Genomic DNA, 23309 nt, shown 5'->3' on the forward strand with positions numbered 1-23309 from the left:
ACCTCTCGAATTAGCTGAGAACGGCCCGCCTCCCCCGTGAGCAGGTCGTGGCGCGGCACGGGTCGGGCCCGTCTTAACCGGTGGAAATGTTGAAAATCCACCGGCTCCGCTCCGGCCGCGCGCCTGCCCCCTTTCGAAAATGACAAACACATTAGTGACCTAGTTCACAGCCGATCGCTTTCCGCCACCCGCATCACACCCGCCGCCGCCCCGCGCAGCGCACGGGGCAAGCCGCCGGGACACGACGGGGGTACGGCATCATGCGGGGTGTGACTCGACGCCTGATGCTCCTCGACACCGCCTCCCTCTACTTCCGGGCCTATTTCGGCGTACCGGAGTCGGTCCGGGCCCCGGACGGCACCCCGGTCAACGCGGTGCGCGGGCTGCTGGACTTCATCGCCCGGCTCGTCCAGGACCACCAGCCCGACGACCTGGTGGCCTGCATGGACTTCGACTGGCGGCCCCAGTGGCGGGTCGACCTCATCCCCTCGTACAAGGCGCACCGCGTCGCCGAGGAGGCACCGGCCGACTCCCCGGAGCCGGACGCCGAGGAGATTCCGGACACCCTCTCCCCGCAGGTCCCGGTGATCGAGGAGGTGCTCGACGCGCTCGGCATCGCCCGGGCGGGCGCCGCGGGGTACGAGGCGGACGACGTCATCGGCACCCTGACCGCCCGTGCCACCGGGCCGGTCGACATCGTCACCGGCGACCGCGACCTGTTCCAGCTCGCCGACGACGGGCGCGGCATCCGCATCCTGTATCCGCTCAAGGGGGTCGGCACCCTCCAGATGACCGACGAGGCACTGCTGCGCGAGAAGTACGGCGTGGACGGCCGGGGTTACGCCGACCTGGCGCTGCTGCGCGGCGACCCCAGCGACGGCCTGCCCGGCGTGCCGGGCATCGGCGAGAAGACCGCCGCCAAACTGCTGGCCGCGTACGGGGACCTGGCGGGGATCATGGCCGCGGTCGACGACCCGGCGTCCGGGCTCACCCCTTCACAGCGCAAGCGGCTGTCCGAGTCCCGTCCGTACGTCGCGGTCGCGCCGAAGGTCGTACGGGTGGCCACCGATGCGCCGGTGCCGGAGTTCGACGCCGCGCTGCCCGCCGAACCGGCCGACCCGGAACGGCTGGAATCGCTCGCCGGGCAGTGGGGCCTGGGCGGCTCCCTGCAGAGGCTCCTCGCGACGCTACGCCCCTGAACTGTTAGGTTAGGTATACCTAATAAAACCGTGGCAGGGGAGATCGTCGTGGCAGCAGAGCGTCCGGCCCGCAAGAAGCCCAAGCTCATTCACGCGCAGGTGCTGCGCACCGAGCAGCTCACGCCGCACATGGTGCGGGTGGTGCTGGGCGGTGCCGGCCTGGCGGAGTTCTCGGCGGGCGAGTACACCGACCACTACGTCAAGCTGGTCTTCCCGATTCCCGGCGTGGCCTACCCGCAGCCGCTGGACATCGCGGAGATCCGCGCCTCCTTCCCCCGCCACCAGTGGCCCAAGACGCGGACGTACACCGTGCGCACCTGGGACCCGGACGCCCGGGAGCTGGCCGTCGACTTCGTGGTGCACGGCGATGCGGGCCTCGCGGGGCCGTGGGCGGCACACGCCCGCCCGGGTGACGAGGCGCTCCTCCTCGGCCCCGGCGGCGCGTACGCCCCCGACGCCGACGCCGACTGGCACCTGCTCGCCGGTGACGAGAGCGCCCTGCCGGCCATCGCCGCCTCCCTGGCCCGGATGCCGGAGGACGTTCCCGTGCACGCCTTCATCGAGGTCGCCGGGCCCGAGGAGGAGCAGAAGCTCGAAGCACCGGTCGGCGCGCGGATCACCTGGCTGCACCGCGGCGGCGCGCCGGTCGGCGAGCGCCTGGTCGAGGCAGTCCGCGCGCTGGACTTCCCGGCGGGCCGGGTGCACGCGTTCGTGCACGGCGAGGCCGGCTTCGTGAAGGAGCTGCGCAAGTTGCTGCGGGTCGAGCGGGAGGTGCCGCGCGAGGCCCTGTCGATCTCCGGCTACTGGCGCAACGGCCACGACGAGGACGGCTGGCAGGCGTCCAAGCAGGTGTGGAACCAGCAGGTCGAGGCCGAGCAGGAGACCAGCCTCCCGACCGCTTCCTGACCGCTTCCTGACCGCTTCCTGACCGCCGCGCACGCTGCGGGAGTTCGGCGGCCGGGTGGCACGGGTAGACGAACTGCGGGCGTCGGCCGAGAGGTTGGCGTGCGCCGCCGGACGTCGGCCGAGAGGTTGGCGTGCGCCGCGGGCGGACCGTGCTGACCGGTCCGCTCCGCCGACACCCGCGCCACGCCGAAGCCGCCGTCGACGAAGGGGTTGCGACACGCCGTCACCGCCGACACCCGGTGGTGCACCCACAGCGCCGCGCTCGGGCCCCACGTCCCCGCCGACCGTGGCCTGGACCGTGCAGGTGATGACGAGGCGGCGCGCCTCCTTGTGGAACGGTGGCCTCCGCCCCGTACGGCCTGGCATTCCCAGAGCGGAAGAGGGTCACTGAGAGCGCCCGGCTGCCGGGCGCCCACCCGGCCCGGCAGTGCTCCGCCACGTCGTCGCTGCATGGCCACCACGGAACGGAAACACAGACGGCGTGTCGGACGGGTGTACGCACCGCGTGCGACACGCCGCACGGGCCCGGCGCACCGGCCGCAGACGGACGCGCCCCGCCCGGACGTACGGCTCTTCGCACCCGCGCGGGCACCGCGCACGCACGCTGGCACACAGGGCGGCACGCTCCCGAGCACGATGCTCCGGGGGCGGCCGGCACCTCGTCCGGCAGTACGACACCTCGTCCGGTCCGGTCGAGACGCCATGGCCACAGAGCGCCCTCCGCGCCGAAGGCGTTCGCGCCGGGCCCTACGGTGAACATCGCGCCCGGCAACGGCCCTTCGGCCGGACACGCGGGCGCCGGTGCCGTCGCCGGGACGGGCGGGGCGACGACGGCCGTGCCGCCCCGGCGCTACGCCCTCACCCCACCGAGGAGTACGCCACCACGCCCCGCAGCACCGCGTCCACGGCCTTGCGGGCGTTGCGTGCCACCTCCGGGGGCGCGGCCGCCGCGAGCTGGCCGAGGATGTCGATGAGCTGCTTGCACCAGCGCACGAAGTCACCGGCGGGCATCTCCGCCTCGCGCAGCACCTCGTCCAGGCCGAACCCGGATGCCCACCGATAGGCCGCCCAGGCGAAGCCGAGGTCCGGCTCGCGCTGGCCGACGCCCTCCGCCTGGTTGATCTTGTGGTCCTCCTCCAGGGCGTCCAGCCGGCCCCAGATCCGCACCATCTCGCCGAGCGCGTCCTGCGCCTTGCCCGACGGCAGCTTCGGCGCCATCGCGTCGTCCGCCTGCCGGGCCTCGTAGACCAGCGCCGAGGCGCAGGCGGCCAGTTCGGCGGGGCCCAGCCCGGTCCAGACGCCGGCCCGCAGGCACTCGCTCGCCAGCAGGTCCAGCTCGCCGTAGAGGCGCGCCAGCCGTCGGCCCTCGTCGGTGACCGTGTCACCTTCCAGGTAGTCGAGCTCGGTCAGCAGACCGCAGATCCGGTCGAAGGTGCGCGCGATCGTGTTCGTACGGCCCTCGATGCGGCGCTCCAACTGCCGGGTGTCCCGCAGCAGCCGGTGGTACCGCTCGGCCCACCGCGCGTGGTCCTCGCGCTCGTCGCAGCCGTGGCAGGGATGCGCCCGCAGCTCCGTGCGCAGCCGCGCGATCTCCCGGTCGTCGACCGCCGCCGACCGCTGCTTGCGGTGCCGGTCCGGCACGATGTGACCGGCCTTCGTGCGCAGCGCGGACGCCAGGTCGCGGCGCGACTGCGGGCTGCGCGCGTTGAAGGACTTCGGGATGCGCATCCGCTCCAGCGGCGCCACCGGCACCGGGAAGTCCATCGAGGCCAGCCGCTTGACCTGCCGCTCGGCGGTCAGCACCAGCGGCCGGGGGCCGTCGTACGTGTCATGACCGCGATGGCCGTTGGTCCGCCCCGACGGCATGCCCGGATCCAGCACCAGCGCCAGCCCCGCGTACTTGCCCGTCGGCACGTGGATCACGTCGCCCGGCCGGAGCTTCTCCAGCGCCGCGGCGGCCGCGGCCCGGCGCTGCGCCGCGCCCTGCTTGGCCAGCTCCGTCTCCCGGTCCTTCAGCTCCCGGCGCAGCCGGGAGTACTCCTCGAAGTCGCCGAGGTGGCAGGTCATGGACTCCTTGTAGCCGTCCAGGCCCTCCTCGTTCTTCTGCACCTGCCGCGAGATGCCGACCACCGACTTGTCCGCCTGGAACTGCGCGAACGACATCTCCAGCAGCTCCCGCGAACGGTGCCGCCCGAACTGCGAGACCAGGTTGACCGCCATGTTGTACGACGGCTTGAAGGACGAGCGCAGCGGATACGTACGCGTCCCGGCCAGGCCCGCCAGGGCGCCCGGGTCCATGCCGCGCTGCCAGAGCACCACCGCATGGCCCTCGACGTCGATACCGCGGCGCCCGGCACGGCCGGTGAGCTGGGTGTACTCGCCGGGGGTGATGTCGGCGTGCTGCTCGCCGTTCCACTTGACCAGCTTCTCCAGGACGACGGAACGGGCCGGCATGTTGATGCCCAGCGCCAGCGTCTCCGTCGCGAAGACCGCCTTGACCAGCCCCTTGAGGAACAGCTCCTCCACGACCTCCTTGAAGGTCGGCAGCATGCCGGCGTGGTGCGCGGCGATGCCCCGCTCCAGGCCCTCCAGCCATTCGTAGTAGCCGAGGACGTGCAGATCCTCGTCCGGGATGCCGGCCGTGCGCTCCTCCACGATGGCGCGGACCTCGGCCCGCCCTTCCTGGTCGTTCAGCCGTAGCCCCGAATACAGGCACTGCTGCACGGCGGACTCGCAGCCGGCCCGGCTGAAGATGAACGTGATCGCCGGCAACAGGCCCTCGTTGTCCAGCCGGTCGATCACCTCGGCACGGCCGGGCGTCCAGATCCGGCTGCGCTGGCGCCGCTCGCGCTCGCGGTCCGCCTCCCGCTGGTTGCGGCCGCGGCGCTTGTCCCGGCCGAACGTCGGGCGGCTGTTCTCCATCCGCGCCAGCCGCTCCAGGTCCGGGTTGACCTCCCGGCGCCCGGCCTTGCCCTTGCCCTCGCGCTCCTCGAAGAGGTCGTACATCCGGCGCCCGGCGAGCACGTGCTGCCACAGTGGCACCGGGCGGTGCTCGGAGACGATCACTTCCGTGTCACCGCGCACCGTGTCCAGCCAGGCGCCGAACTCCTCCGCGTTGGAGACCGTCGCGGACAGCGAGATCAGTGTGACGGACTCCGGCAGGTGGATGATCACCTCTTCCCAGACGGCGCCACGGAAGCGGTCGGAGAGGTAGTGCACCTCGTCCATCACCACATAGCCGAGGCCGGACAGCGACTGGGAGCCCGCGTACAGCATGTTCCGCAGCACCTCGGTGGTCATCACGACCACCGGTGCCTCGGAGTTGACGCTGTTGTCACCGGTCAGCAGGCCGACCTTGTCCGCGCCGTAGCGCCGCACCAGGTCCTGGTACTTCTGGTTCGACAGTGCCTTGATCGGCGTGGTGTAAAAGCATTTGCGGCCCTGCTCCAGGGCCAGGTGGACGGCGAACTCGCCCACGATCGTCTTGCCGGATCCGGTCGGGGCCGCGACCAGCACGCCCTTCCCGGCCTCCAGGGCCTGGCACGCCTCGATCTGGAACGGGTCCAGCGCGAAGTCGTACATCTCACGGAAAGGGGCGAGTGCGGTGGCCTGCTCGGCCGCCCGCAGCTTGGCGGCGGCATAGCGCTCAGCAGGGGACATGTCCTCGGTCATCGTGCTTACGAGCCTACCGGCCACCTCTGACAACGAGCCGATCATTATGGACGCCCTTTACCGGCCCTCCCCCGCACCCACCACTCCCCCACGCACATCGGGTGGGGGCTCGGGGGTGGAGAGGGGTTGAGCGGGGGCGCGCCGGGCGAGGAGCGAGGCGCCCTGGCGGGGGGCACCCGGCGGGGGGGGGGGACGCCCGGCGGGCCGGGCCGGGGGGGGCCGGGCCGGGGGGGCGCCCGGCGAGGTTCCCGTCCGCCGTCCCCGGGTATTCCCCCGCCGGGGGGACGATCACGTTCGATTCGCCCCGTAGGGCCGCCACCCGGCCCAGCCGCACTGCCGCACCCACCGCACCCACCGAGGAAACCCGGGCCAGGCACACCGGATTCGGGAAGCCCCGGGCAAGGCAGCAGCGGACCGAACAGGCCCGAGCAAGGCCGAGGGGCGGCGTACGCTCACGCGCCACCGCCCCCGTTACGCCGCGTCGCAACCCCCGCTACGTCACGTCGTCGTGCCTCGTCCCCGTCACGTAGCGTCGTCGTACCCGTTGCGCCGCGGCAGACGGTCACCCTCGGTGCCGCCTGCCGCCTGTTCCGGGAGCATCCGGTGGCCGGCGATCGGTTCGGCCTCGCCGATGTCCTCGGGCGTCAGGTCCAGCGTGGACGCCTCGTCGTCGGCGGGCCCCGCCGCCAGCCGGCGCTGCCTGCGGGTGTCGTTCATGGTGGCGATCAGCACGGCGGTGAAGTAAAGGAGGCTGATCGGCGCGGCCAGCGCGATCATCGTCAGCGGGTCGGTGCTCGGGGTGGCGATGGCCGAGAAGACCGTGATGCCCATCACCATGCCGCGCCACCAGCCACGCATGCGGGCGGCGGAGAGGACGCCGCCGAGGTTGAGCATGACCAGCACCAGCGGCAGCTCGAAGGAGAGCCCGAAGACCACGAACATGCGGGTGACCAGGTCGAGCAGTTTGTCCAGCGGCAGCAGGTTGTCCACACCGACCGGCGTGAATTCCAGCAGCACCTTCGCGGTGGTCGGCAGCACCGAGTAGGCGAAGTACGCGCCGACGAGGAAGAGCGGGAAGCCGGTGGCGACGAAGCTGAGCGAGTACTTCTTCTCGTGGCGGTGCAGGCCGGGCGCGAGGAAGGCCCAGAGCTGGTACAGCCAGACCGGGCTGGCCAGGATCACGCCACTCATCAGGGAGACCTTCAGGGCCAGCGCGAACGGCCCGAGCAGGTCCAGCATGACGATGCGGGCACAGGTGCCCTTCTGCTGCTTGGCGAGATCGGTGAACAGCGCATCACAGCCGACGGTCTGCAGGACCGGCTTGGTGATGAAGTTGATGATCTCGCCGTAGAAGAACGCACAGATGATCGTGGCGACCAGGATGGCCACGACCGACTTGGCGAGCCGGTTACGCAGCTCGCGCAGATGTTCCACGAGCGGCATGCGCCCCTCGGGATCCTTCTCTTTGCGGTCCTTCTGAAGGGCGGACTTGAGCACCCCACGTCCTCATCTCGTGCGAGAGGCAGTGGCCGACACCCCTGCCCCGTCCGGACCCTCGGTCAGCGCTTGGTGGTCGTGTCGGACGGCTGGGCGACCGGCCGTCCGCTGTTGACGTCGCCGGGAGCGGCCTGGATCGTCCGGGGGGCTTCGTGCTGACCGTTCGGGTTCGGCGGGTCGGACGGCGCCGACTGCGAGTCCGTGCCCTCCGACTTCATGGCCTTGGCCTCGCTCTTGAGGATGCGTGCGGACTTGCCGAGCGAACGCGCCATGTCGGGGAGCTTCTTCGCGCCGAACAGCAGGAGCACGACGACGAGGATGAGGAGGATCTCGGGAACGCCGATCTTTCCACCGAACATAACTGTGTACCTTCTCACCGAGGCGGCTGGGGGTTGGGGCTGCTCGACAGATCGGACATATGTCCATCCGCCGCGCCAGCAGCGATCGTAACGCGCGGCGGCGAACGCTGGACAATCTCCGCGCATACTCCCGGTTGCGAGCCGGTGCCTCGCTCTTCGGCCCGCTTCAGCAGCGTACCGGTCGCGCGTGCGACTGAGCAGAGCGCGTCATCCCTTTGCTCTTCCGCCCCGGGCGGCCAGCGGCGCCGCCGCGCGCTCCAGGTCCTCGGCGGCCCGCTGGATGCGCTCGGAGGTCTGCCCGACCTGGCGGGCCAGCCGCCGTACCTCCACGAAGACGCGGACGGCGAGGACGCCGAGCACGGCGAGGCCGAGGAAGCCGAGGGCGACAGCGATCATGGGCCAGAGCATGGGACGAGCCTATCGGGACGGGTGCGGCGCACGCGGCGGGTGGGGTACGGACCGGGGCGCGCGTCAGCCCGTGTGCAGCCGCAGGGTGCGGACCCCGCCGCCGGTGAGCAGCTCGATGATCCGCTCCCCCGCCGGCTTGCGGACCGCGTTGCCGCAGTCCGGGCAGGTGAAGGAGTAGAAGGTGGTACGGCTGCTGGCGCCGATGGCCAGGCGCAGCGCGTCCGACGCCAGCTCGAAGCGGCCGCGGCAGTCGGGGCAGGCCGCCTTGAACAGCACCGGGCCGGTCAGGGCCGAGGTCATCGCGCCCGCAGTGGTCGTCGTCATCGTTGCCGCCCGCCCTTTCGCGCGCTACCCGCCGTACGCGGCGAGGGCCTGCTGGGACGCCAGCCGCGCGCTGTCGGCGAGCGCCTGCGGCGAGACGATCCGGCCGTCCCGGCCCAGGCGCAGCGCCAGCCGCCGCAGCGAGGCGGGCTCGGGGGTGCGCAGGGTGATGCGCAGTCCGCCGTCCGGCAGCTCCTCGGCGCTGTCGTGCGGGTAGTACTCGGCCACCCAGCGCCCGCCGGGCGCCACCTCGATGACCACCTCGGGGTCCTCGGCGGCGGGCTGCACCAGCCCCTCGGACAGGTCGCGCAGTTCGATGGGCGGCGGGTCGGCGGGGGCGTCCAGCAGTTTGATCTCGGCGACCCGGTCGAGCCGGAAAGTACGGCGGGCCTCCGAGAGCCGGCACCAGGCCTCGACGTAGGTGTGGCCGACCGCGAACAGCCGGATCGGGTCCACCTCGCGCTCGGTCAGCTCGTCGCGCGCGGGCGAGTAGTAGCGCAGCCACAGCCGACGCCGTTCGGCGATCGCCCGGTCGACGTCGGCGAAGACGCCGCCCTCCGACTCGAAGGTGACCGACACCCGGGAGCTGGCGCCGGCCGCCTCGCCCGCCGCGGCCTCCAGCTTGGCGGTGGCGCGCAGCAGCGCCTGCCGGTCGCCTTCGCGCAGGCCGGGCAGGGTGGCCACGGCGCGGGCCGCGACCAGCAGGGCGGTCGCCTCGTCGGCGGCCAGCCGCAGCGGCTCGGCGACGTCGTCGGGGTTGTGCCACCAGATGCGGTCGCCGTCGGTGTCGATGTCGAGCAGGTCGCCGCCGCGGAAGCTCGTCCCGCACATCGGCAGGACGTCGAGGTCGGCGATCAGCTCGTCCTCGGAGATGCCGAAGGCGCGGGCGACGTCGGAGACCCGGGCGCCGGGGCGCTCGCGCAGGTAGGTGACCAGCGACAGCATCCGCCGGGTCTGGTCGATGGCGTTGGTGGCCATGGAGTGTGTGTTCCGTCCCTCTCAGCCCTTGGCCACGGCGCGCAGCCGGTCCACGACATCGGCCCGCAGGTCGGCGGGTTCCAGTACGACCACGTCGGGGCCGAACTCGACCAGCCAGGCGTCGAGTCCGTGCCCGTACGGGATCTCCAGCTCGTCCCAGCCGTCGCCCAGCTCACGGATGCTCAGCGCGCGGGCGCGCAGCGGGTAGCCGTGGTCGGTGCGCAGTCTGATGCGGGCGGTGCCGGTGGCGGTCTCGCCCGCCCAGCTCTCCACCGTCTCGCGGACCGTGACGTGGTCGGGCACCTCGGCGGTGAACTTCCCCTGCCGGGAGCGGACCTTGCCGGTGATGCGGGAGAGCCGGAAGACCCGTTCGGCCTGCCGCTCGCGGTCCCAGCCGGCGAGGTACCAGTGACCGCGCCAGCACTCCAGTATCCACGGTTCCACCTGCCGCTGCTCGGGGCGGGCGGCGTTGGACTTGCGGTAGTCGAAGACGACGGGCCGGCGGTCGCGGCAGGCGAGCATCAGCGGCTCGAAGGCGGCTTCGTGGGCGGGGATGCGGGGTTCGAGGGCGCTGTGCGGCTGCTGCGCCTCGAAGGAGTCGTCGTCCTGGAAGGGCACACCGGCCGCACGCAGTTTCTGCAGGGCGCCGCTGGCGGCGCCGGCCAGCCGGGCCTGCTGCCAGATCTTGGCGGCCAGGCCCAGGGCGGCGGCCTCGGCGGCGTCCAGGGTGATCGGGGGGAGGCGGTTGCTGTCCCGGCGTGCGAGGTAGCCGGTCTCGCCGTCCAGTCCTTCGACGGTCTCGATGACCAGGCCCAGTTCGCGCAGGTCGTCCTTGTCGCGCTCGAACATCCGGTTGAAGGAGTCGTCGCTGCCCGGGCCGGCGTCCCCGGTGCCGAACGTCTCCACGTACGCCTCGATGGAGGACCGCAGTTCACGTTTGGTCAGCGGGCGACGGGTACCCAGCAGGCACAGCGCCAGATTCATCAGCCGCTCGGCCTTGGCAATGGCCATCGACGCCCTTTCTTGTCGGACTCCCGACCGATGACCGTACCGCTCCGGGGACCTGCGGCAAAGCCGAGGGTCCGGACCGCGACGGGCGGGTGCCCGGGCGGCGGGGCCGCGGGCGCCGGGCGGAGAAGGGCGAGGGCCCGCGCCACCCGGCGCGGGCCCTCGGTGCGCGCCGGCCGCCGCTGTGCCGCGGCCGGCTGCCGTCGTCGTCAGACGGAGATCAGGTCACAGACGAAGATCAGCGTCTCGCCCGGCGCGATACGGCCGCCACCGGCGCCCTGGTCGCCGTACGCCAGGTGCGGGGGGATGGTCAGCCGGCGGCGGCCGCCGACCTTCATGCCCTGTACGCCCCGGTCCCAGCCGGGGATGACCTGGCCGGCACCGAGCTGGAACTCCAGCGGCTTGCCGCGGTTCCAGCTCGCGTCGAACTCCTCGCCGGAGCTGTAGGCGACCCCGACATAGTGGACCTTGACGAAGTCCCCGGCCTTGGCGACCGGCCCGTCTCCCTCCCACAGGTCCACGATCTCCAGATCGGCGGGGACCGGGCCCTCGGGGAAGTCGATCTCGGGCTTGTCGATGTTCACGAGAGTGCTCCTACGAAAGAATCTGTACTGCTACGTGCACAGTCTGGCAGATCATGCTCAGACGGTGCCGACGATGTCGACGCTGAACACGAGGGTGTTCTTCGCCAGCTCGCTCTGCGGGTTCGCGCCGTAGCCCAGCTTCGGCGGGATCACGATCTCCACCCGGTCACCGACGTTCTTGCCGACCAGTGCCTGGTCCCAGCCCTTGACGACGGCACCGGTGCCGATCTGGAAGGCGGTGGCCCCGCCGTGGTCCCAGGAGGAGTCGAACTTCTTGCCGTCCTCCCACTTCACGCCCGTGTACTGCGCGACCAGCCCGTCACCGGCCTTGACCTTCGGGCCCTTGCCCTTGATCAGCACCTGCTCCTTGAGGTCGGTGGGCGCCTTCTCCCCCTTGGGGATGGTGATCGACGCGGCCTTCTCGCCCTCCGCCTTCACCTCGGGCATGCCGTCCTCCGGCGCCGCCTGCTCGCCCTCGGACTTGCCCTTCTTGTCCGCCTTGCCCGCTCCGACCACGTCCACGACCCACACCAGGCCGTCCTCCGGCTTGACGCCGGACCGCGGGTTGAGGTTGTCGCCGATGAGCTGCTTGGCGGTGCCGTCGACCTCGAAGCGGCTGCCGACCTTCTGGCCCGCCACCGCCTCCATCACCTTCTGCGGCAACTGCTGCTGGGTCGGCTGGTCGCTGACCTCGCCGACGACCTGCAGCCGCGGCGCCTTCGCGTCCGCGCCGGGCTGCTTGGTCCAGGTGCTGCCGAGATTCTGGCCGGTCTTCATGGTCTGCGCCGCGAAGTCCAGGCGGACGTAGTCGCCCTTCTTGACCGTCGCGCCCTTGCCCTCGGTCAGCGTCGTGGTGACCATCTCGCCGGGCGCCTTGGCGTCCTTCGGTACGGTGATCTTGGGCTGCTCCCCGGGCTTCCCCTCCACCTTGGCGACCGCGGCGGCCGACGAACCCTTGCCGTCATCGGACCCACAGGCGGCGGTGAACAGCAGGAGAGGCACGGTCAGCGCCGCGGCGGCGGCGCGGCGGGTGTTCTTCGTGAGGTTCATGAAGTCCAACTCGGGGTCGTGGGGTGGGTGGGCAGTGCCGCCACTCTACGACCTGAACCCGACTGAATTTCCATGAGCAACGCAACGCCGAATACAGCGAAGTGCCGGGAGCGGGGGCGCTCCCGGCACTGCCACGTCCGGCCGTCACCGAATCCGGTGACCCACCGGAAACGGTGACGAACCGGACTCACATCCCGGCGATCAGCTTTTCCACCCGGTCGTCCACGGACCGGAACGGGTCCTTGCACAGCACGGTGCGCTGCGCCTGGTCGTTGAGCTTCAGGTGCACCCAGTCGACGGTGAAATCGCGGCGCTGCTCCTGCGCCCGGCGGATGAAGTCACCGCGCAGCCGCGCCCGGGTGGTCTGCGGCGGCACCGACTTACCCTCGAAGATCTTCAGGTCGTTGCAGATACGGGCCGCCTGCCCCTTGCGCTCCAGGAGGTAGTAAAGCCCCCGGCGGCGGTGGATGTCGTGATACGCGAGGTCTATCTGCGCCACCCGCGGATGCGACATGGTGATGTTGTTCTTGGCCCGGTAGCGCTCGATGAGCTTGTACTTCATCACCCAGTCGATCTCGGTGTCGATCCGGTCGAGATCCTGTTCACGTACGGCTTCGAGCGTACGGCCCCACAATTCCAGGACCCGCTCGACCATGCCCGTGCGGATACCGCGCCGCTCGCAGAAGTCCACCGCCTTCTCGTAGTACTCCTGCTGGACCTCCAGGGCCGACGCCTCCCGGCCGCTGGCCAGCCGCACCTTGCGCTGGCCGGTGATGTCGTGGCTGACTTCGCGGATGGCCCGGATCGGGTTCTCCAGCGTCAGGTCGCGCATGACCGTGCCGGCCTCGATCATGCGCAGTACGAGATCGGTGGCGCCGACCTTCAGCAGCATGGTCGTCTCGGACATGTTGGAGTCGCCGACGATGACGTGGAGCCGGCGGTAGCGCTCCGCGTCGGCGTGCGGCTCGTCACGGGTGTTGATGATCGGGCGGGAGCGGGTCGTCGCCGAGGAGACGCCCTCCCAGATGTGCTCGGCGCGCTGGCTCACGCAGTAGACGGCCCCGCGCGGGGTCTGCAGGACCTTGCCCGCGCCGCACAGGAGCTGACGGGTCACCAGGAACGGAATGAGAATGTCCGCGAGCCGGGAGAACTCCCCGTGCCGGGCCACGAGATAGTTTTCGTGGCAACCATAGGAGTTTCCGGCGGAATCGGTGTTGTTCTTGAAGAGATAGACGTCGCCCGCGATTCCCTCCTCGTGCAGGCGGCGCTCGGCGTCGACCAGCAGACCTTCGAGAATGCGCTCACCGGCCTTGTCGTGGGTGACCAGTTCGGTCACGTTGTCGCACTCGGGGGTTGCGTATTCCGGGTGCGATCCCACGTCCAGGTACAGGCGGGCGCCGTTCCGCAGGAAGACATTGCTGCTGCGGCCCCATGACACGACACGGCGGAAGAGGTACCGCGCCACCTCGTCAGGAGACAGTCGGCGCTGTCCCCTGAACGTGCACGTGACGCCGTACTCGTTCTCCAGCCCGAAAATGCGGCGGTCCATGACTGAACATTACGCCTGATGGCCTGCTCTGAAACCGGGTTGGGCGGCCTCGTTTCGATCATTTTCCGCCGTGGCCCGCACAGCACCGCACACGGCATCGCGCCCACCAGGGGAAAGAAAGCGCTTTGTCGACACCAATACGAGCAGCGCGGCCACCCCGCCCGCACCGGCCACGGCGAACCCGGCGGCCGGACCGCCCCGCTCCACCGCGGGCCCGACCACCGTCATCCCCAGCGCGGACCCGACCCCGAACGTCGTCACCAGCCAGGAGAACGCCTCGGTGACCGTCCCCCTGGGCGCGTGCCCGTCCACGACCACGAACGCGCACGCCAGCGAGGGTGCCAGGAACACCCCGGCCACGCCCGTCAGTACAGTCATCCCCACCACACCCGGCGTCAGCACCAGCGGCAGGTACCCCAGCGCGAGCAGCGCCACCAGCAGCCGCAGCCGGTTCTCCGGGTGCCCCGGCCACTGCCGCGCCCCGTACACCACCCCGCCCAGGAGCGCGCCGACCCCGAGGGCGGACAGCAGGTAACTGGAGACCATGCCGCCGCCGTGCTCGTCGGCGTACGCGACCGCCGCCACCGCGATCGAGCCCAGCGCCAGCCCGACGAAGAAGAACGCGGCGATCAGCACCAGCATCCCGGACGACCGCAGGGCCCCGAGCCAGTGCGCCTCGCGCGGCGCGCTGCGCCACCGGCGCGAGGGCGGGGAGGCGACCACGGAGAGCGCGCCGAGCACGCCGAGCACGTTGATCACCAGCAGCGCCCACCGCTCCGACCAGAGCGCCACACACGTCGTCACCAGCAACGGGCCCACCGCGAACAGCACTTCCTGCGCCACCGCGTCCAGCGCGTACGCGGCGTGCACCCGGTCCGCGCGCTTGAGCACCCCCGGCCACAGCGCCCGCAGCCCGCCCTCCAGCGGCGGTGTGAAGAATCCGGCGATCACCATGGCCGCGTACGCCACGGGCAGCGGGTCGAGGCCGACGACCGCCAGCAGCGCCATGCCCAGGGCGGAGACCACGGCCGAGGGCAGCATCACGCGCGGCTGCCCGTACACGTCCACCGCCCGCCCCAGGAGCGGCTGGCCGATCGCGTTGCACACGCCGTACACGGCGGAGAGCGCGCCCGCGAGGACGTAGCCGCCGCCCTCGGCGCGGGTGAAGAGCACGACGGCGAGCGGTCCGGTCGCGTTCGGCAACCGGCCGACCAGCGTTCCGGCCAGCAGCCGGGCCGCGTGGCGCGTCCCCAGCAGCTCCGCGTATCCAGCGGCCATGCCCGCCCCTTTTCCCCTGGCTCGACCAGGAAGTGTTACGTATAACGTAGGGCGTCATACGTACCATGGGCACAACCCGCGGGTCCATACCGCGACGTACGACGCGAGGAGCCCGGCCCCGGTGACCGCCCACGAGCACCCGACAGCAGCACGCCCCGGCACGGCCGCCGCACCCCGCGTCACCAGCCGCGACGTCGCCCGCGCCGCCGGGGTCTCGCAGGCCGCCGTCTCCCTGGTCCTCGGAGACAAGTGGCGCGGCCGTGTCTCACCGCACAAGGCCGACGCGGTACGCACCGCCGCCCGCGACCTCGGCTACCGCCCCAACCTCGCCGCACGCAGCCTGCGGACGGGCCACACCCGTACCGCCCTGCTCGTCGTTCCCGCCCTGACCAGCGAGTACTTCGCCCGCGTCTACACCGGCGCGGCCCGCGTCGCCGCCGACCACGGCTTCGGGGTCGTGCTGTACCCCTCGCCCGAGGGGATCGGCCCGGCCCGCGACCCCTTCGGCTCGGCGCGCGCGGCGCTGGACGGCGTCATCGCCTCCTCCATGGCCACCGACGCCCTGACCGCCATGCGCGGCGAGGAGCTGCCGCTGGTCATGCTCGACAGCGACCCGGACGACGCCCAGGCCACCGCGACGGTCAATCCCGACATCGCCGACGGGGTCCGGCGGCTCGCCGCGCACCTGCTCGCCCTGGGCCACCGCCGCATCACCCACCTCGCCGCGGCCATCGACTCCTGGACCTTTCACGTACGGTCCGACGCGCTCGCCGAGACGCTGCGCGGCGTCCCGGACATCGACGTGCGCACCGAGCCCGCCGCGCTCAGCGTGGAAGCCGGTCTGCACGCGGCCCACGCCGCCCTGACCCGGCCGGGCTCCCGCCCGACCGCCCTCCTGTGCGACGACGACCTCCTGGCGGCCGGCGCCTGCAAGGCCGCGCGCCGGCTGGGGCTGCGGGTGCCCGAGGACGTCTCCGTCACCGGTATCGACGACCTGGCGCTGGCCAGGGCCGTGGAGCCGGAACTGACGACCGTACGGCTGCCTGCCGAGGAGGTCGGTGCGGCCGGCATGCGCGCCCTGATGGCGGCCCTGGACGGCCGGGTGCCGGCGCCCGTCACCCTGCCCGTCGACCTGCTCGTCCGCGGCTCGACGGCGCCGCCGCCGTAGCCGACCGCGGCCGCGCCGGACGCGCGGCCCGGAACGCGGCGCGCCCCGGCGGGTGAGTACCCACCGGGGCGCGTCGAGGCCCGTGTCCGCGCGGACCGGCGCGTCCGCCACGGGGGCGACTACGGCACCGCGTACGCCGCCCGCGTCGCGTCACGACGTGGCGGAACCGCCCTCGGGACCGGACGTGTCCTCGGAGTCCGACGCCTCGTCCGTGTCTCCCTCGGAGGCGGCGGCGCCGTTCTCCTCCAGCAGCCGGGAGAGTTGACGGCCCAGGATCCGCTTGAACTTCCGCTGCTGCGGACGCGTACGGTCCAGGGTCGCGACCTCCAACTGATCGGCGACCAGGGGGCGTTCACCGCCGTTGTTGTCGCGCGAGAGCGACTCGACGGCCAGCTTCAGCGCCTCGCCCAGCGTCATGCCGTCGCGGTGCCGCTGATCGAGGTAACTGCTGATCTGATCGGCGTTGCCGCCCACCGCGACCGATCCGTGCTCATCCACGATCGAACCGTCATGCGGCAGCCGGTAGATCTGGTCGTCCTCGGGGGCGTTGCCGACCTCCGCGACGATCAGCTCGACCTCGTAGGGCTTCTCGGCGGCGCTGGAGAAGATCGAGCCGAGCGTCTGGGCGTAAACATTGGCAAGGCCGCGCGCGGTCACGTCCGCGCGGTCGTAGGTATAGCCGCGCAGGTCGGCGTAGCGCACGCCGCCGATGCGCAGATTCTCGAACTCGTTGTACTTGCCGACCGCCGCGAAGGCGATGCGGTCATAGATCTCGCTGACCTTGTGCAGGGCCCGGGAGGGATTCTCGGCGACGAAGACCACGCCGTCGGCGTACTGCAGCACCACGACGCTGCGGCCGCGCGCGATGCCCTTGCGGGCGTACTCCGCCCGGTCGGCCATGGCCTGCTGGGGTGAGACATAGAACGGCGTCGACACCGGCTATCCGTCCCTTTCTGTCAATGACTCTCTCAGTGGCGCGTGCATGACGGACTCCCGTCCTCAGAGCAGCGCGGCGCGCGGGCCGTCGGGCTCGTCGAGCCGCCGCTCGTGAATGGCACGGGCGATCTCCGACACCTCGGCCTCGGTGTAGCGCTTGAAGCCCTCTTCGGTGATCACCGTGACGATCGGGTAGATCCGGCGGGCCATGTCGGGGCCGCCGGTCGCCGAGTCGTCGTCCGCGGCGTCGTACAGCGCCTGGACCACGGCCGTGGCGGCCTGGTTCTCCGTGAAGTCGTCGCGGTAGAGCTTCTTGAGGGCGCCGCGCGCGAAGACCGAGCCGGATCCCGTCGAGGCGAAGCCGTGCTCCTCCGAGCGCCCGCCGGTCACGTCGTACGAGAAGATGCGGCCCTTTTCGCGGTCCACGTCCCAGCCGGCGAACAGCGGCACCACGGCCAGGCCCTGCATGGCCATGCCGAGGTTGCCGCGGATCATCGTCGAGAGGCGGTTCGCCTTGCCCTCCAGGGAGAGTTGGGCGCCCTCGACCTTCTCGAAGTGCTCCAGCTCCAACTGGAAGAGCTTGACCATCTCGACCGCGAGACCGGCCGTGCCGGCGATGCCGACGGCCGAGTACTCGTCGGCCGGAAAGACCTTCTCGATGTCGCGCTGCGCGATGACGTTGCCCATCGTCGCGCGGCGGTCACCGGCGAGCACCGCGCCGCCGGGGAACGACGCCGCGACGATCGTCGTGCCGTGCGGCGCCTCGACGGCGCCCTGCACGGGCAGCGGCGGGCGACGGCCCGGCAGCAGCTCCGGCGCGTGGTCCCCGAGGAAGTCCATGAACGACGAGGACCCGGGCGTCAGGAAGGCAGCAGGTAGATGCCCGGCGTTACGAGTGTTGGCTTCCACACGTTTCCTTCCGGATATTCGGCCGTCCCAAGGCGTCCGGCCGATCCTTGAATTGGCCCAGCGCTGCGTTGCAGCTCAAGCACAGTACGTCCCGGACCTTACCTGTCCTGCGGTCATGATCCACATGCACGCGGGAACGGACGGGACGACGACTGCGGCGGCCTTCGCCCTCCGGCCCCCGCCATCGTGCGCCGACGCCCGGGACGGTCTGTCCGTACGCGCTCGACGAGCGCGTACCGGCGGCGCCGGGAGCGCGCGGCGGCCTGGGCGGCCGCACCCCCCGGAGCCGGAGCCGGACCCCGTCGCGCCGGACCGGGCGCACGGCGTGCGCGACGGTGCCCCGCCGCGCCCGCACGCCCCCCGGCTGCCGACGGGATCCGGCGCCCCGTTACTGTCCGCCCTTTTGCACGAACGACCGCACGAAATCCTCGGCGTTCTCTTCAAGCACGTCGTCGATCTCGTCCAGCACGGAGTCGACGTCGTCCGACAGCTTCTCCTGCCGCTCCTTGAGATCGTCCGCGGCCTGCGCGTCCTGCGACTGCTCCTCGACCTCCTCGGTCGAACGCGTCGCCTTCTGCTGTCCGCCGCCGGTGTCCTTGGTCGCCATGTCCCTCACCCCGCTCGGTTCGCCCCGCTCGATGTGACTGTCAAGATCAGACCCTACAAGCAAGGTCTGACATCGGCCCTGTTCTTCGTCGTCTTCGTACAACGTCCGGGAGTCACCCCGATGATTCCCGCCCGGAGAACATTTCAGCCCCGGATCGGGGGCCCGGATCGGGCGTCCGGTCACCCTCCGGACAGGACCCGCACCAGCTCCTCGGCCGTACGGCACCGGTCGAGCAGCTCTTTGACGTGATTGCGGGTGCCCCGCAGCGGTTCCAGCGTCGGTACCCGTTGCAGAGAGTCACGGCCCGGCAGATCGAAGATCACCGAGTCCCAGGAGGCCGCCGCCACGTCGTCCGCGTACTGCTCCAGGCACCGGCCGCGGAAGTACGCCCGGGTGTCCTCCGGCGGCGCCTGGGCCGCCCGCGCGACCTCGGCGTCGGTCAGCAGGCGCTTCATCTTGCCGCGGGCCGCCAGGCGGTTGTAGAGGCCCTTGTCGGCCCGTACGTCGGCGTACTGGAGGTCGACGAGGTGGAGCCGGGCCGCGTCCCACTCCACGCCGTCCCGGCGCCGGTAGCCCTCCATCAGCTCCCGCTTGGCCACCCAGTCCAGCTCACCGGACAGGCTCATCGGGTCGTGCTCCAGGCGCCCCAGTACGTCCTCCCAGCGGGCCAGGACATCCTTGGTCTGCTCGTCGGCGTCCGCGCCGAGCCGGTCCTCCACGTACTTGCGCGCCAGCTCGAAGTACTCCATCTGGAGTTGTACGGCAGTCAGGGTCCGGCCACTGCGCAGCGTGATCAGATGCCGCAGCGAGGGGTCGTGGGAGACCTGGTGGAGGGCGCGTACAGGCTGGTCGACGGCGAGGTCGACGGCGATGAAGCCGTCCTCGATCATGGACAGGACCAGCGCGGTCGTGCCCAGCTTGAGGTACGTGGAGACCTCGGAGAGGTTCGCGTCCCCGATGATCACATGCAGCCTGCGGTACTTCTCGGCGTCGGAGTGCGGCTCGTCGCGGGTGTTGATGATGGGCCGCTTGAGAGTGGTCTCCAGGCCGACCTCGACCTCGAAGTAGTCGGCGCGCTGGCTGATCTGGAAGCCGTGCTCGTGGCCGTCCTGTCCGATGCCGACGCGGCCGGCGCCGGCGTAGACCTGGCGGGAGACGAAGAAGGGCGTCAGATGGCGCACGATGTCGGAGAACGGGGTCTCCCGCTTCATCAGGTAGTTCTCGTGCGTGCCGTAGGAGGCGCCCTTGTTGTCGGTGTTGTTCTTGTAGAGGTGGATGGGCTGGGCGCCGGGGACCTGGGCCGCGCGCTCGGCGGCCTCGGCCATGATCCGCTCGCCGGCCTTGTCCCAGAGCACCGCGTCGCGCGGGTTGGTGACCTCCGGCGAGCTGTACTCCGGATGCGCGTGGTCGACGTACAGGCGTGCCCCGTTGGTGAGGATCACATTGGCCAGCCCGATGTCCTCGTCGGTGAGCTGGCTGGCGTCGGCGTTCTCGCGGGCGAGGTCGAAGCCTCGGGCGTCCCGCAGCGGGTTCTCCTCCTCGAAGTCCCAGCGGGCGCGTCGCGCCCGGTGCATCGCCGCCGCGTACGCGTTGACGACCTGGGACGAGGTGAGCATGGCATTGGCGTTCGGGTGGCCGGGGACGGAGATCCCGTACTCCGTCTCGATTCCCATTACTCGCCGTACGGTCATGCGGCCCTCCTTGCCCGGCGGCGCCCCCGGATGGGGTCGGCGCTCAAGTACCGCTGCGCTTCCGGTCCGTGTGCGGCCCCCGCTTCCGCAGTGCGTGACGCGGCGGTACCGAAGAGCCTAGAACGCCTTTGCGGCGCTGGGGAGATCATTACAGTCATTGCTCCAGTCCGGTTTTCACCTGCTCCGTCGCCGCCTTCCGGGGGATCACCCCCGTGACCCCGGAAATGCGTCCGGCTGCGGACGCCCCGTGCAGGACATCCGCAGCCGGTCGACGGTGTTACAGGTATTGGCCGGTATTCGCCACCGTGTCGATGGAGCGGCCGGTGTCCGCGCCCTGCTTGCCGGTGACCAGGGTGCGGATGTAAACGATCCGCTCACCCTTCTTGCCGGAGATGCGGGCCCAGTCGTCCGGGTTGGTGGTGTTGGGCAGGTCCTCGTTCTCCTTGAACTCGTCCACGCACGCCTGGAGCAGGTGGGAGACGCGAAGGCCCTTCTGGTTGTGTTCGAGGAATGCCTTGATGGCCATCTTCTTGGCGCGTCCGACGATGTTTTCGATCATCGCGCCGGAGTTGAAGTCCTTGAAGTACAGCACTTCCTTGTCACCATTGGCGTAGGTGACCTCCAGGAAGCGGTTCTCCTCGGATTCCGCGTACATCTGCTCGACGACCGACTGGATCATCGCGCTGACCGCGGCCTTGCGGGAGTCGCCGTGCTCGCCGAGGTCGTCGGCGTGCAGCGGCAGGCGCTCGGTGAGGTACTTCGAGAAGATGTCCTTGGCGGCCTCGGCGTCCGGACGCTCGATCTTGATCTTCACGTCCAGCCGGCCGGGGCGCAGGATCGCCGGGTCGATCATGTCCTCGCGGTTCGAGGCACCGATGACGATGACGTTCTCCAGGCCCTCCACGCCGTCGATCTCGGAGAGCAACTGGGGGACGATGGTGTTCTCCACGTCCGAGCTGACCCCGGACCCGCGGGTGCGGAAGAGGGAGTCCATCTCGTCGAAGAAGACGATGACGGGGGTGCCCTCGCTCGCCTTCTCCCGGGCCCGCTGGAAGACGAGGCGGATGTGCCGCTCCGTCTCACCGACGTACTTGTTCAGCAGCTCGGGGCCCTTGATGTTGAGGAAGAAGCTCTTGCCCGCCGGCTTGCCGGTCACCTCGGCGACCTTCTTGGCGAGCGAGTTGGCGACCGCCTTGGCGATGAGCGTCTTGCCGCAACCGGGGGGTCCATAGAGCAATACGCCCTTGGGCGGGCGCAGTTCGTGTTCCTTGAACAGGTCCGGGTAGAGGTACGGAAGCTCGACCGCGTCGCGGATCAGTTCGATCTGGCCGCCCAGACCGCCGATCTTCGTGTAGTCGATGTCCGGGACCTCTTCGAGGACCAGCTCCTCGACCTCGCTCTTGGGGATGACCTCGTAGACATAGCCGGAGCGCGGCTCCAGGAGCAGGGCGTCGCCGGGGCGGATGGTGATGTCCAGCAGCGGCTCGGCGAGCCTCACCACCCGCTCCTCGTCGGTGTGCCCGATCACCAGGGCGCGCTCGCCGTCCTCAAGGACCTCCTTGAGGGTGACGATGTCCCCGGCGTTCTCGTACTCCATGGCCTCGACCACGTTGAGCGCCTCGTTGAGCATGACCTCCTGGCCACGCCGCAGCTCATCCAGGTCTACGCTCGGGCTGACGTTCACCCGGAGTTTTCGGCCTCCGGTGAAGAGGTCTGCCGTGCCGTCCTCGTTCGCCTGCAGGAAGACACCGAAGCCGGCCGGCGGCTGCGCGAGCCGGTCGACTTCCTCCTTGAGTGCGACGATCTGGTCGCGGGCCTCACGGAGTGTATTGGCGAGCCGCTCGTTCTGAGCGGACACACCAGCCAGGTTGGTCTGCAGCTCGACGATCCGCTCTTCGAGAATCCTCGTGTGACGCGGAGAGTCGGCGAGCTTGCGTCGCAGGACGGCGATCTCCTGCTCGAGATAGGCAACCTGGCCGGCAGGGTCGTCAGACCCCCGCCCCGGCCGGATGCCGCGGTTGATGTCGTCGTCGTGGGCTGCCACGGTCCTCACCTCCTCCAAGGGGAGCTGGACGCTTCCTGACCCTACCTGGGCCGGTGCAGGTTGAAACCCCTAGATCGAAAAGACTGTCGGGGTGTGTCCGATCTTCACCCTTGCGCACGTCCTCACCTCAGGGGGATACCCACCCAACAACATCAGAAAGCGGACGGTTGTATCGTCGAGACGGTCAACACCCGTCAGGGTGGGCCCCATTTGATTCACGTACGCAGGAACGGCAGGCGAGATGACGGCGCAGGACGAAGCACTGGAGGTCTGGATCGACCAGGACCTCTGCACCGGCGACGGCATCTGTGCGCAGTACGCGCCGGAAGTCTTCGAACTCGACATCGACGGTCTGGCTTATGTGAAAAGCGCCGACGACGAGCTGCTCCAGGACAAGGGGGCCACCACCCCCGTCCCCCTGCCGCTGCTCAACGACGTACGGGACTCCGCCAAGGAGTGCCCGGGTGACTGCATTCACGTACGCCGCGTCGCGGACCGGGTGGAGGTCTACGGCCCGGACGCGGAGTAGACCCAGTGTGACGGATCACACACCCTCGGTGTCGGAAGAGGCGGGAAGTTCGCTCTGGACGAACTTCCCGCCTTTCCATTGCCACTTGGTCTGCTCGCGTACGTCCGGGCAGCAGCGCGGCACGCCGGTCGAGGAGTAGCCCAGGAGTGTCGCCGCGACCACACCGCCGCGTACGGCGATGCCGTCCACGCTGCGCCGCTGTGCGGGCGCGAGAAGGGTCGCGGCGACCCGCGGGGCGCCCTTGCCCGTCGTGGGGCGGGCGAGGACGTACACGCCGCTGGGCGGGGTGCCCGTCTCGGTGTGGCAGCGCACCACGGCGACGGTCTCGGGGCCGCCGTCGCCGTCCAGGTCACCGGTGGCGCTGTCGACGACGTCGAGGCGGTTCGGGCCGCAGTCCACCGGATAGGCGGCGGCGCGCGGATCGGGGGCCGGGCCGGCGGCCGCGCGGGCGCCGGGCGCGGCGTCGGTGGTGGCCGTGGCGTCAGGGGGCTGGACGAAGGACGCGCCCGCGACGACCGCCGCGAGGGCGGCGGCGGTGGCGAGCCAGTGCAGGGCGCGGGTGCGGGTGTGCGGGAGGTCCTGGCCTGCCGTGAGCTGCACGCGGGGTAACTCCTGT

General features: G+C 70.8%; 22 protein-coding genes. 4 read left to right on the forward strand and 18 right to left on the reverse strand.

All coding sequences use genetic code 11. The features are described from left to right. Positions 1 to 284: 284 nt before the first annotated feature. Together ACH4EB_RS12545 and ACH4EB_RS12550 are read left to right on the forward strand one after the other, a co-directional pair. Positions 285 to 1199, forward strand: coding sequence for a 5'-3' exonuclease H3TH domain-containing protein (locus ACH4EB_RS12545; RefSeq protein WP_398347618.1), 915 nt, complete (start codon positions 285 to 287; stop codon positions 1197 to 1199). Positions 1200 to 1247: 48 nt separating this feature from the next. Beyond that, positions 1248 to 2105 carry a siderophore-interacting protein gene (locus ACH4EB_RS12550; protein WP_398347395.1) on the forward strand — a complete coding sequence of 286 codons (858 nt, stop codon included), beginning with the start codon at positions 1248 to 1250 and terminating at the stop codon, positions 2103 to 2105. Between the two features lie 858 nt (positions 2106 to 2963). On the opposite strand, the gene ACH4EB_RS12555 is transcribed toward ACH4EB_RS12550, so the two are convergent. From ACH4EB_RS12555 to ACH4EB_RS12605, 11 genes are all read right to left on the reverse strand, one after another. Beyond that, a complete protein-coding gene (locus ACH4EB_RS12555; protein WP_398347396.1) occupies positions 2964 to 5777 on the reverse strand; it encodes a DEAD/DEAH box helicase in 2814 nt (937 codons plus the stop codon). Between the two features lie 522 nt (positions 5778 to 6299). Beyond that, positions 6300 to 7274 carry a twin-arginine translocase subunit TatC gene (gene tatC / locus ACH4EB_RS12560; protein ID WP_398347397.1) on the reverse strand — a complete coding sequence of 325 codons (975 nt, stop codon included), beginning with the start codon at positions 7272 to 7274 and terminating at the stop codon, positions 6300 to 6302. A gap of 62 nt (positions 7275 to 7336) precedes the next feature. After that, positions 7337 to 7633 carry a Sec-independent protein translocase subunit TatA gene (gene tatA, locus ACH4EB_RS12565; protein WP_398347398.1) on the reverse strand — a complete coding sequence of 99 codons (297 nt, stop codon included), beginning with the start codon at positions 7631 to 7633 and terminating at the stop codon, positions 7337 to 7339. Positions 7634 to 7840: 207 nt separating this feature from the next. Beyond that, positions 7841 to 8041: a hypothetical protein gene (locus ACH4EB_RS12570; RefSeq protein ID WP_398347399.1), complete on the reverse strand. Its 201-nt coding sequence runs from the start codon at positions 8039 to 8041 to the stop codon at positions 7841 to 7843. A 63-nt stretch (positions 8042 to 8104) separates the two neighbouring features. Beyond that, positions 8105 to 8365: a hypothetical protein gene (locus ACH4EB_RS12575; RefSeq protein ID WP_398347400.1), complete on the reverse strand. Its 261-nt coding sequence runs from the start codon at positions 8363 to 8365 to the stop codon at positions 8105 to 8107. 24 nt (positions 8366 to 8389) lie between these two features. After that, complete coding sequence (locus ACH4EB_RS12580; protein WP_398347401.1) at positions 8390 to 9340, reverse strand: helix-turn-helix transcriptional regulator; 951 nt, start codon at positions 9338 to 9340, stop codon at positions 8390 to 8392. A gap of 21 nt (positions 9341 to 9361) precedes the next feature. Next, complete coding sequence (locus ACH4EB_RS12585; RefSeq protein WP_398347402.1) at positions 9362 to 10351, reverse strand: helix-turn-helix transcriptional regulator; 990 nt, start codon at positions 10349 to 10351, stop codon at positions 9362 to 9364. Between the two features lie 206 nt (positions 10352 to 10557). Then, entirely contained in the window at positions 10558 to 10932 is a 375-nt protein-coding gene (locus ACH4EB_RS12590; protein WP_398347403.1) for an FKBP-type peptidyl-prolyl cis-trans isomerase, read from the reverse strand. 57 nt (positions 10933 to 10989) lie between these two features. Then, entirely contained in the window at positions 10990 to 11982 is a 993-nt protein-coding gene (locus ACH4EB_RS12595; RefSeq protein ID WP_398347404.1) for an FKBP-type peptidyl-prolyl cis-trans isomerase, read from the reverse strand. 187 nt (positions 11983 to 12169) lie between these two features. Next, complete coding sequence (pafA, locus tag ACH4EB_RS12600; RefSeq protein ID WP_030376106.1) at positions 12170 to 13531, reverse strand: Pup--protein ligase; 1362 nt, start codon at positions 13529 to 13531, stop codon at positions 12170 to 12172. A gap of 9 nt (positions 13532 to 13540) precedes the next feature. Then, complete coding sequence (locus tag ACH4EB_RS12605; RefSeq protein ID WP_398347405.1) at positions 13541 to 14809, reverse strand: MFS transporter; 1269 nt, start codon at positions 14807 to 14809, stop codon at positions 13541 to 13543. Between the two features lie 121 nt (positions 14810 to 14930). Here ACH4EB_RS12605 and ACH4EB_RS12610 point away from each other — a divergent pair, with 121 nt between their 5' ends. Then, positions 14931 to 15977 carry a LacI family DNA-binding transcriptional regulator gene (locus tag ACH4EB_RS12610; protein WP_398347406.1) on the forward strand — a complete coding sequence of 349 codons (1047 nt, stop codon included), beginning with the start codon at positions 14931 to 14933 and terminating at the stop codon, positions 15975 to 15977. Positions 15978 to 16127: 150 nt separating this feature from the next. Here the strand turns inward: ACH4EB_RS12610 and prcA are convergent, their stop codons facing one another. From prcA to arc, 6 genes are all read right to left on the reverse strand, one after another. Next, the gene (gene prcA / locus ACH4EB_RS12615) at positions 16128 to 16913 is read right to left on the reverse strand and encodes a proteasome subunit alpha (protein ID WP_398347407.1); all 786 of its coding nucleotides are present in this window, start codon (positions 16911 to 16913) and stop codon (positions 16128 to 16130) included. 63 nt (positions 16914 to 16976) lie between these two features. Further along, a complete protein-coding gene (gene prcB, locus ACH4EB_RS12620) occupies positions 16977 to 17822 on the reverse strand; it encodes a proteasome subunit beta (protein WP_398347408.1) in 846 nt (281 codons plus the stop codon). After that, complete coding sequence (locus ACH4EB_RS12625) at positions 17803 to 18177, reverse strand: endonuclease domain-containing protein (RefSeq protein ID WP_398347409.1); 375 nt, start codon at positions 18175 to 18177, stop codon at positions 17803 to 17805. The genes prcB and ACH4EB_RS12625 overlap by 20 nt, the downstream gene beginning before the upstream one ends. A gap of 33 nt (positions 18178 to 18210) precedes the next feature. Further along, positions 18211 to 18429, reverse strand: coding sequence for a ubiquitin-like protein Pup (locus ACH4EB_RS12630; RefSeq protein ID WP_003981605.1), 219 nt, complete (start codon positions 18427 to 18429; stop codon positions 18211 to 18213). Between the two features lie 179 nt (positions 18430 to 18608). Further along, positions 18609 to 20120 carry a depupylase/deamidase Dop gene (gene dop, locus ACH4EB_RS12635; protein ID WP_398347410.1) on the reverse strand — a complete coding sequence of 504 codons (1512 nt, stop codon included), beginning with the start codon at positions 20118 to 20120 and terminating at the stop codon, positions 18609 to 18611. Positions 20121 to 20397: 277 nt separating this feature from the next. After that, a complete protein-coding gene (gene arc / locus ACH4EB_RS12640) occupies positions 20398 to 22164 on the reverse strand; it encodes a proteasome ATPase (RefSeq protein ID WP_398347411.1) in 1767 nt (588 codons plus the stop codon). A gap of 241 nt (positions 22165 to 22405) precedes the next feature. On the opposite strand from arc, the gene ACH4EB_RS12645 reads away from it, so the two are divergent. Continuing rightward, a complete protein-coding gene (locus ACH4EB_RS12645) occupies positions 22406 to 22693 on the forward strand; it encodes a ferredoxin (protein WP_030017428.1) in 288 nt (95 codons plus the stop codon). A gap of 15 nt (positions 22694 to 22708) precedes the next feature. Here ACH4EB_RS12645 and ACH4EB_RS12650 read toward each other — a convergent pair whose 3' ends face one another. Continuing rightward, positions 22709 to 23293 (reverse strand): hypothetical protein, encoded by a 585-nt coding sequence (locus tag ACH4EB_RS12650; RefSeq protein ID WP_398347412.1) that lies wholly within the window; start codon positions 23291 to 23293, stop codon positions 22709 to 22711. Between the last annotated feature and the right edge of the window lie 16 nt (positions 23294 to 23309).

The organism is Streptomyces sp. NPDC018045 (assembly GCF_044327445.1).
Lineage (GTDB): Bacteria > Actinomycetota > Actinomycetes > Streptomycetales > Streptomycetaceae > Streptomyces.

Excerpts from the sequence above, each read along its gene's own strand:
- ACH4EB_RS12545 (WP_398347618.1), top strand. The coding sequence starts at position 285 with ATGCTCCTCGACACCGCCTCCCTCTACTTCCGGGCCTATTTCGGCGTA.
- ACH4EB_RS12555 (WP_398347396.1), bottom strand. The coding sequence starts at position 5,777 with ATGACCGAGGACATGTCCCCTGCTGAGCGCTATGCCGCCGCCAAGCTG.
- tatA (WP_398347398.1), bottom strand. The coding sequence starts at position 7,633 with ATGTTCGGTGGAAAGATCGGCGTTCCCGAGATCCTCCTCATCCTCGTC.
- ACH4EB_RS12570 (WP_398347399.1), bottom strand. The coding sequence starts at position 8,041 with ATGCTCTGGCCCATGATCGCTGTCGCCCTCGGCTTCCTCGGCCTCGCC.
- ACH4EB_RS12575 (WP_398347400.1), bottom strand. The coding sequence starts at position 8,365 with ATGACGACGACCACTGCGGGCGCGATGACCTCGGCCCTGACCGGCCCG.
- ACH4EB_RS12580 (WP_398347401.1), bottom strand. The coding sequence starts at position 9,340 with ATGGCCACCAACGCCATCGACCAGACCCGGCGGATGCTGTCGCTGGTC.
- ACH4EB_RS12585 (WP_398347402.1), bottom strand. The coding sequence starts at position 10,351 with ATGGCCATTGCCAAGGCCGAGCGGCTGATGAATCTGGCGCTGTGCCTG.
- ACH4EB_RS12595 (WP_398347404.1), bottom strand. The coding sequence starts at position 11,982 with ATGAACCTCACGAAGAACACCCGCCGCGCCGCCGCCGCGGCGCTGACC.
- pafA (WP_030376106.1), bottom strand. The coding sequence starts at position 13,531 with ATGGACCGCCGCATTTTCGGGCTGGAGAACGAGTACGGCGTCACGTGC.
- ACH4EB_RS12605 (WP_398347405.1), bottom strand. The coding sequence starts at position 14,809 with ATGGCCGCTGGATACGCGGAGCTGCTGGGGACGCGCCACGCGGCCCGG.
- ACH4EB_RS12630 (WP_003981605.1), bottom strand. The coding sequence starts at position 18,429 with ATGGCGACCAAGGACACCGGCGGCGGACAGCAGAAGGCGACGCGTTCG.
- dop (WP_398347410.1), bottom strand. The coding sequence starts at position 20,120 with ATGACCGTACGGCGAGTAATGGGAATCGAGACGGAGTACGGGATCTCC.
- ACH4EB_RS12645 (WP_030017428.1), top strand. The coding sequence starts at position 22,406 with ATGACGGCGCAGGACGAAGCACTGGAGGTCTGGATCGACCAGGACCTC.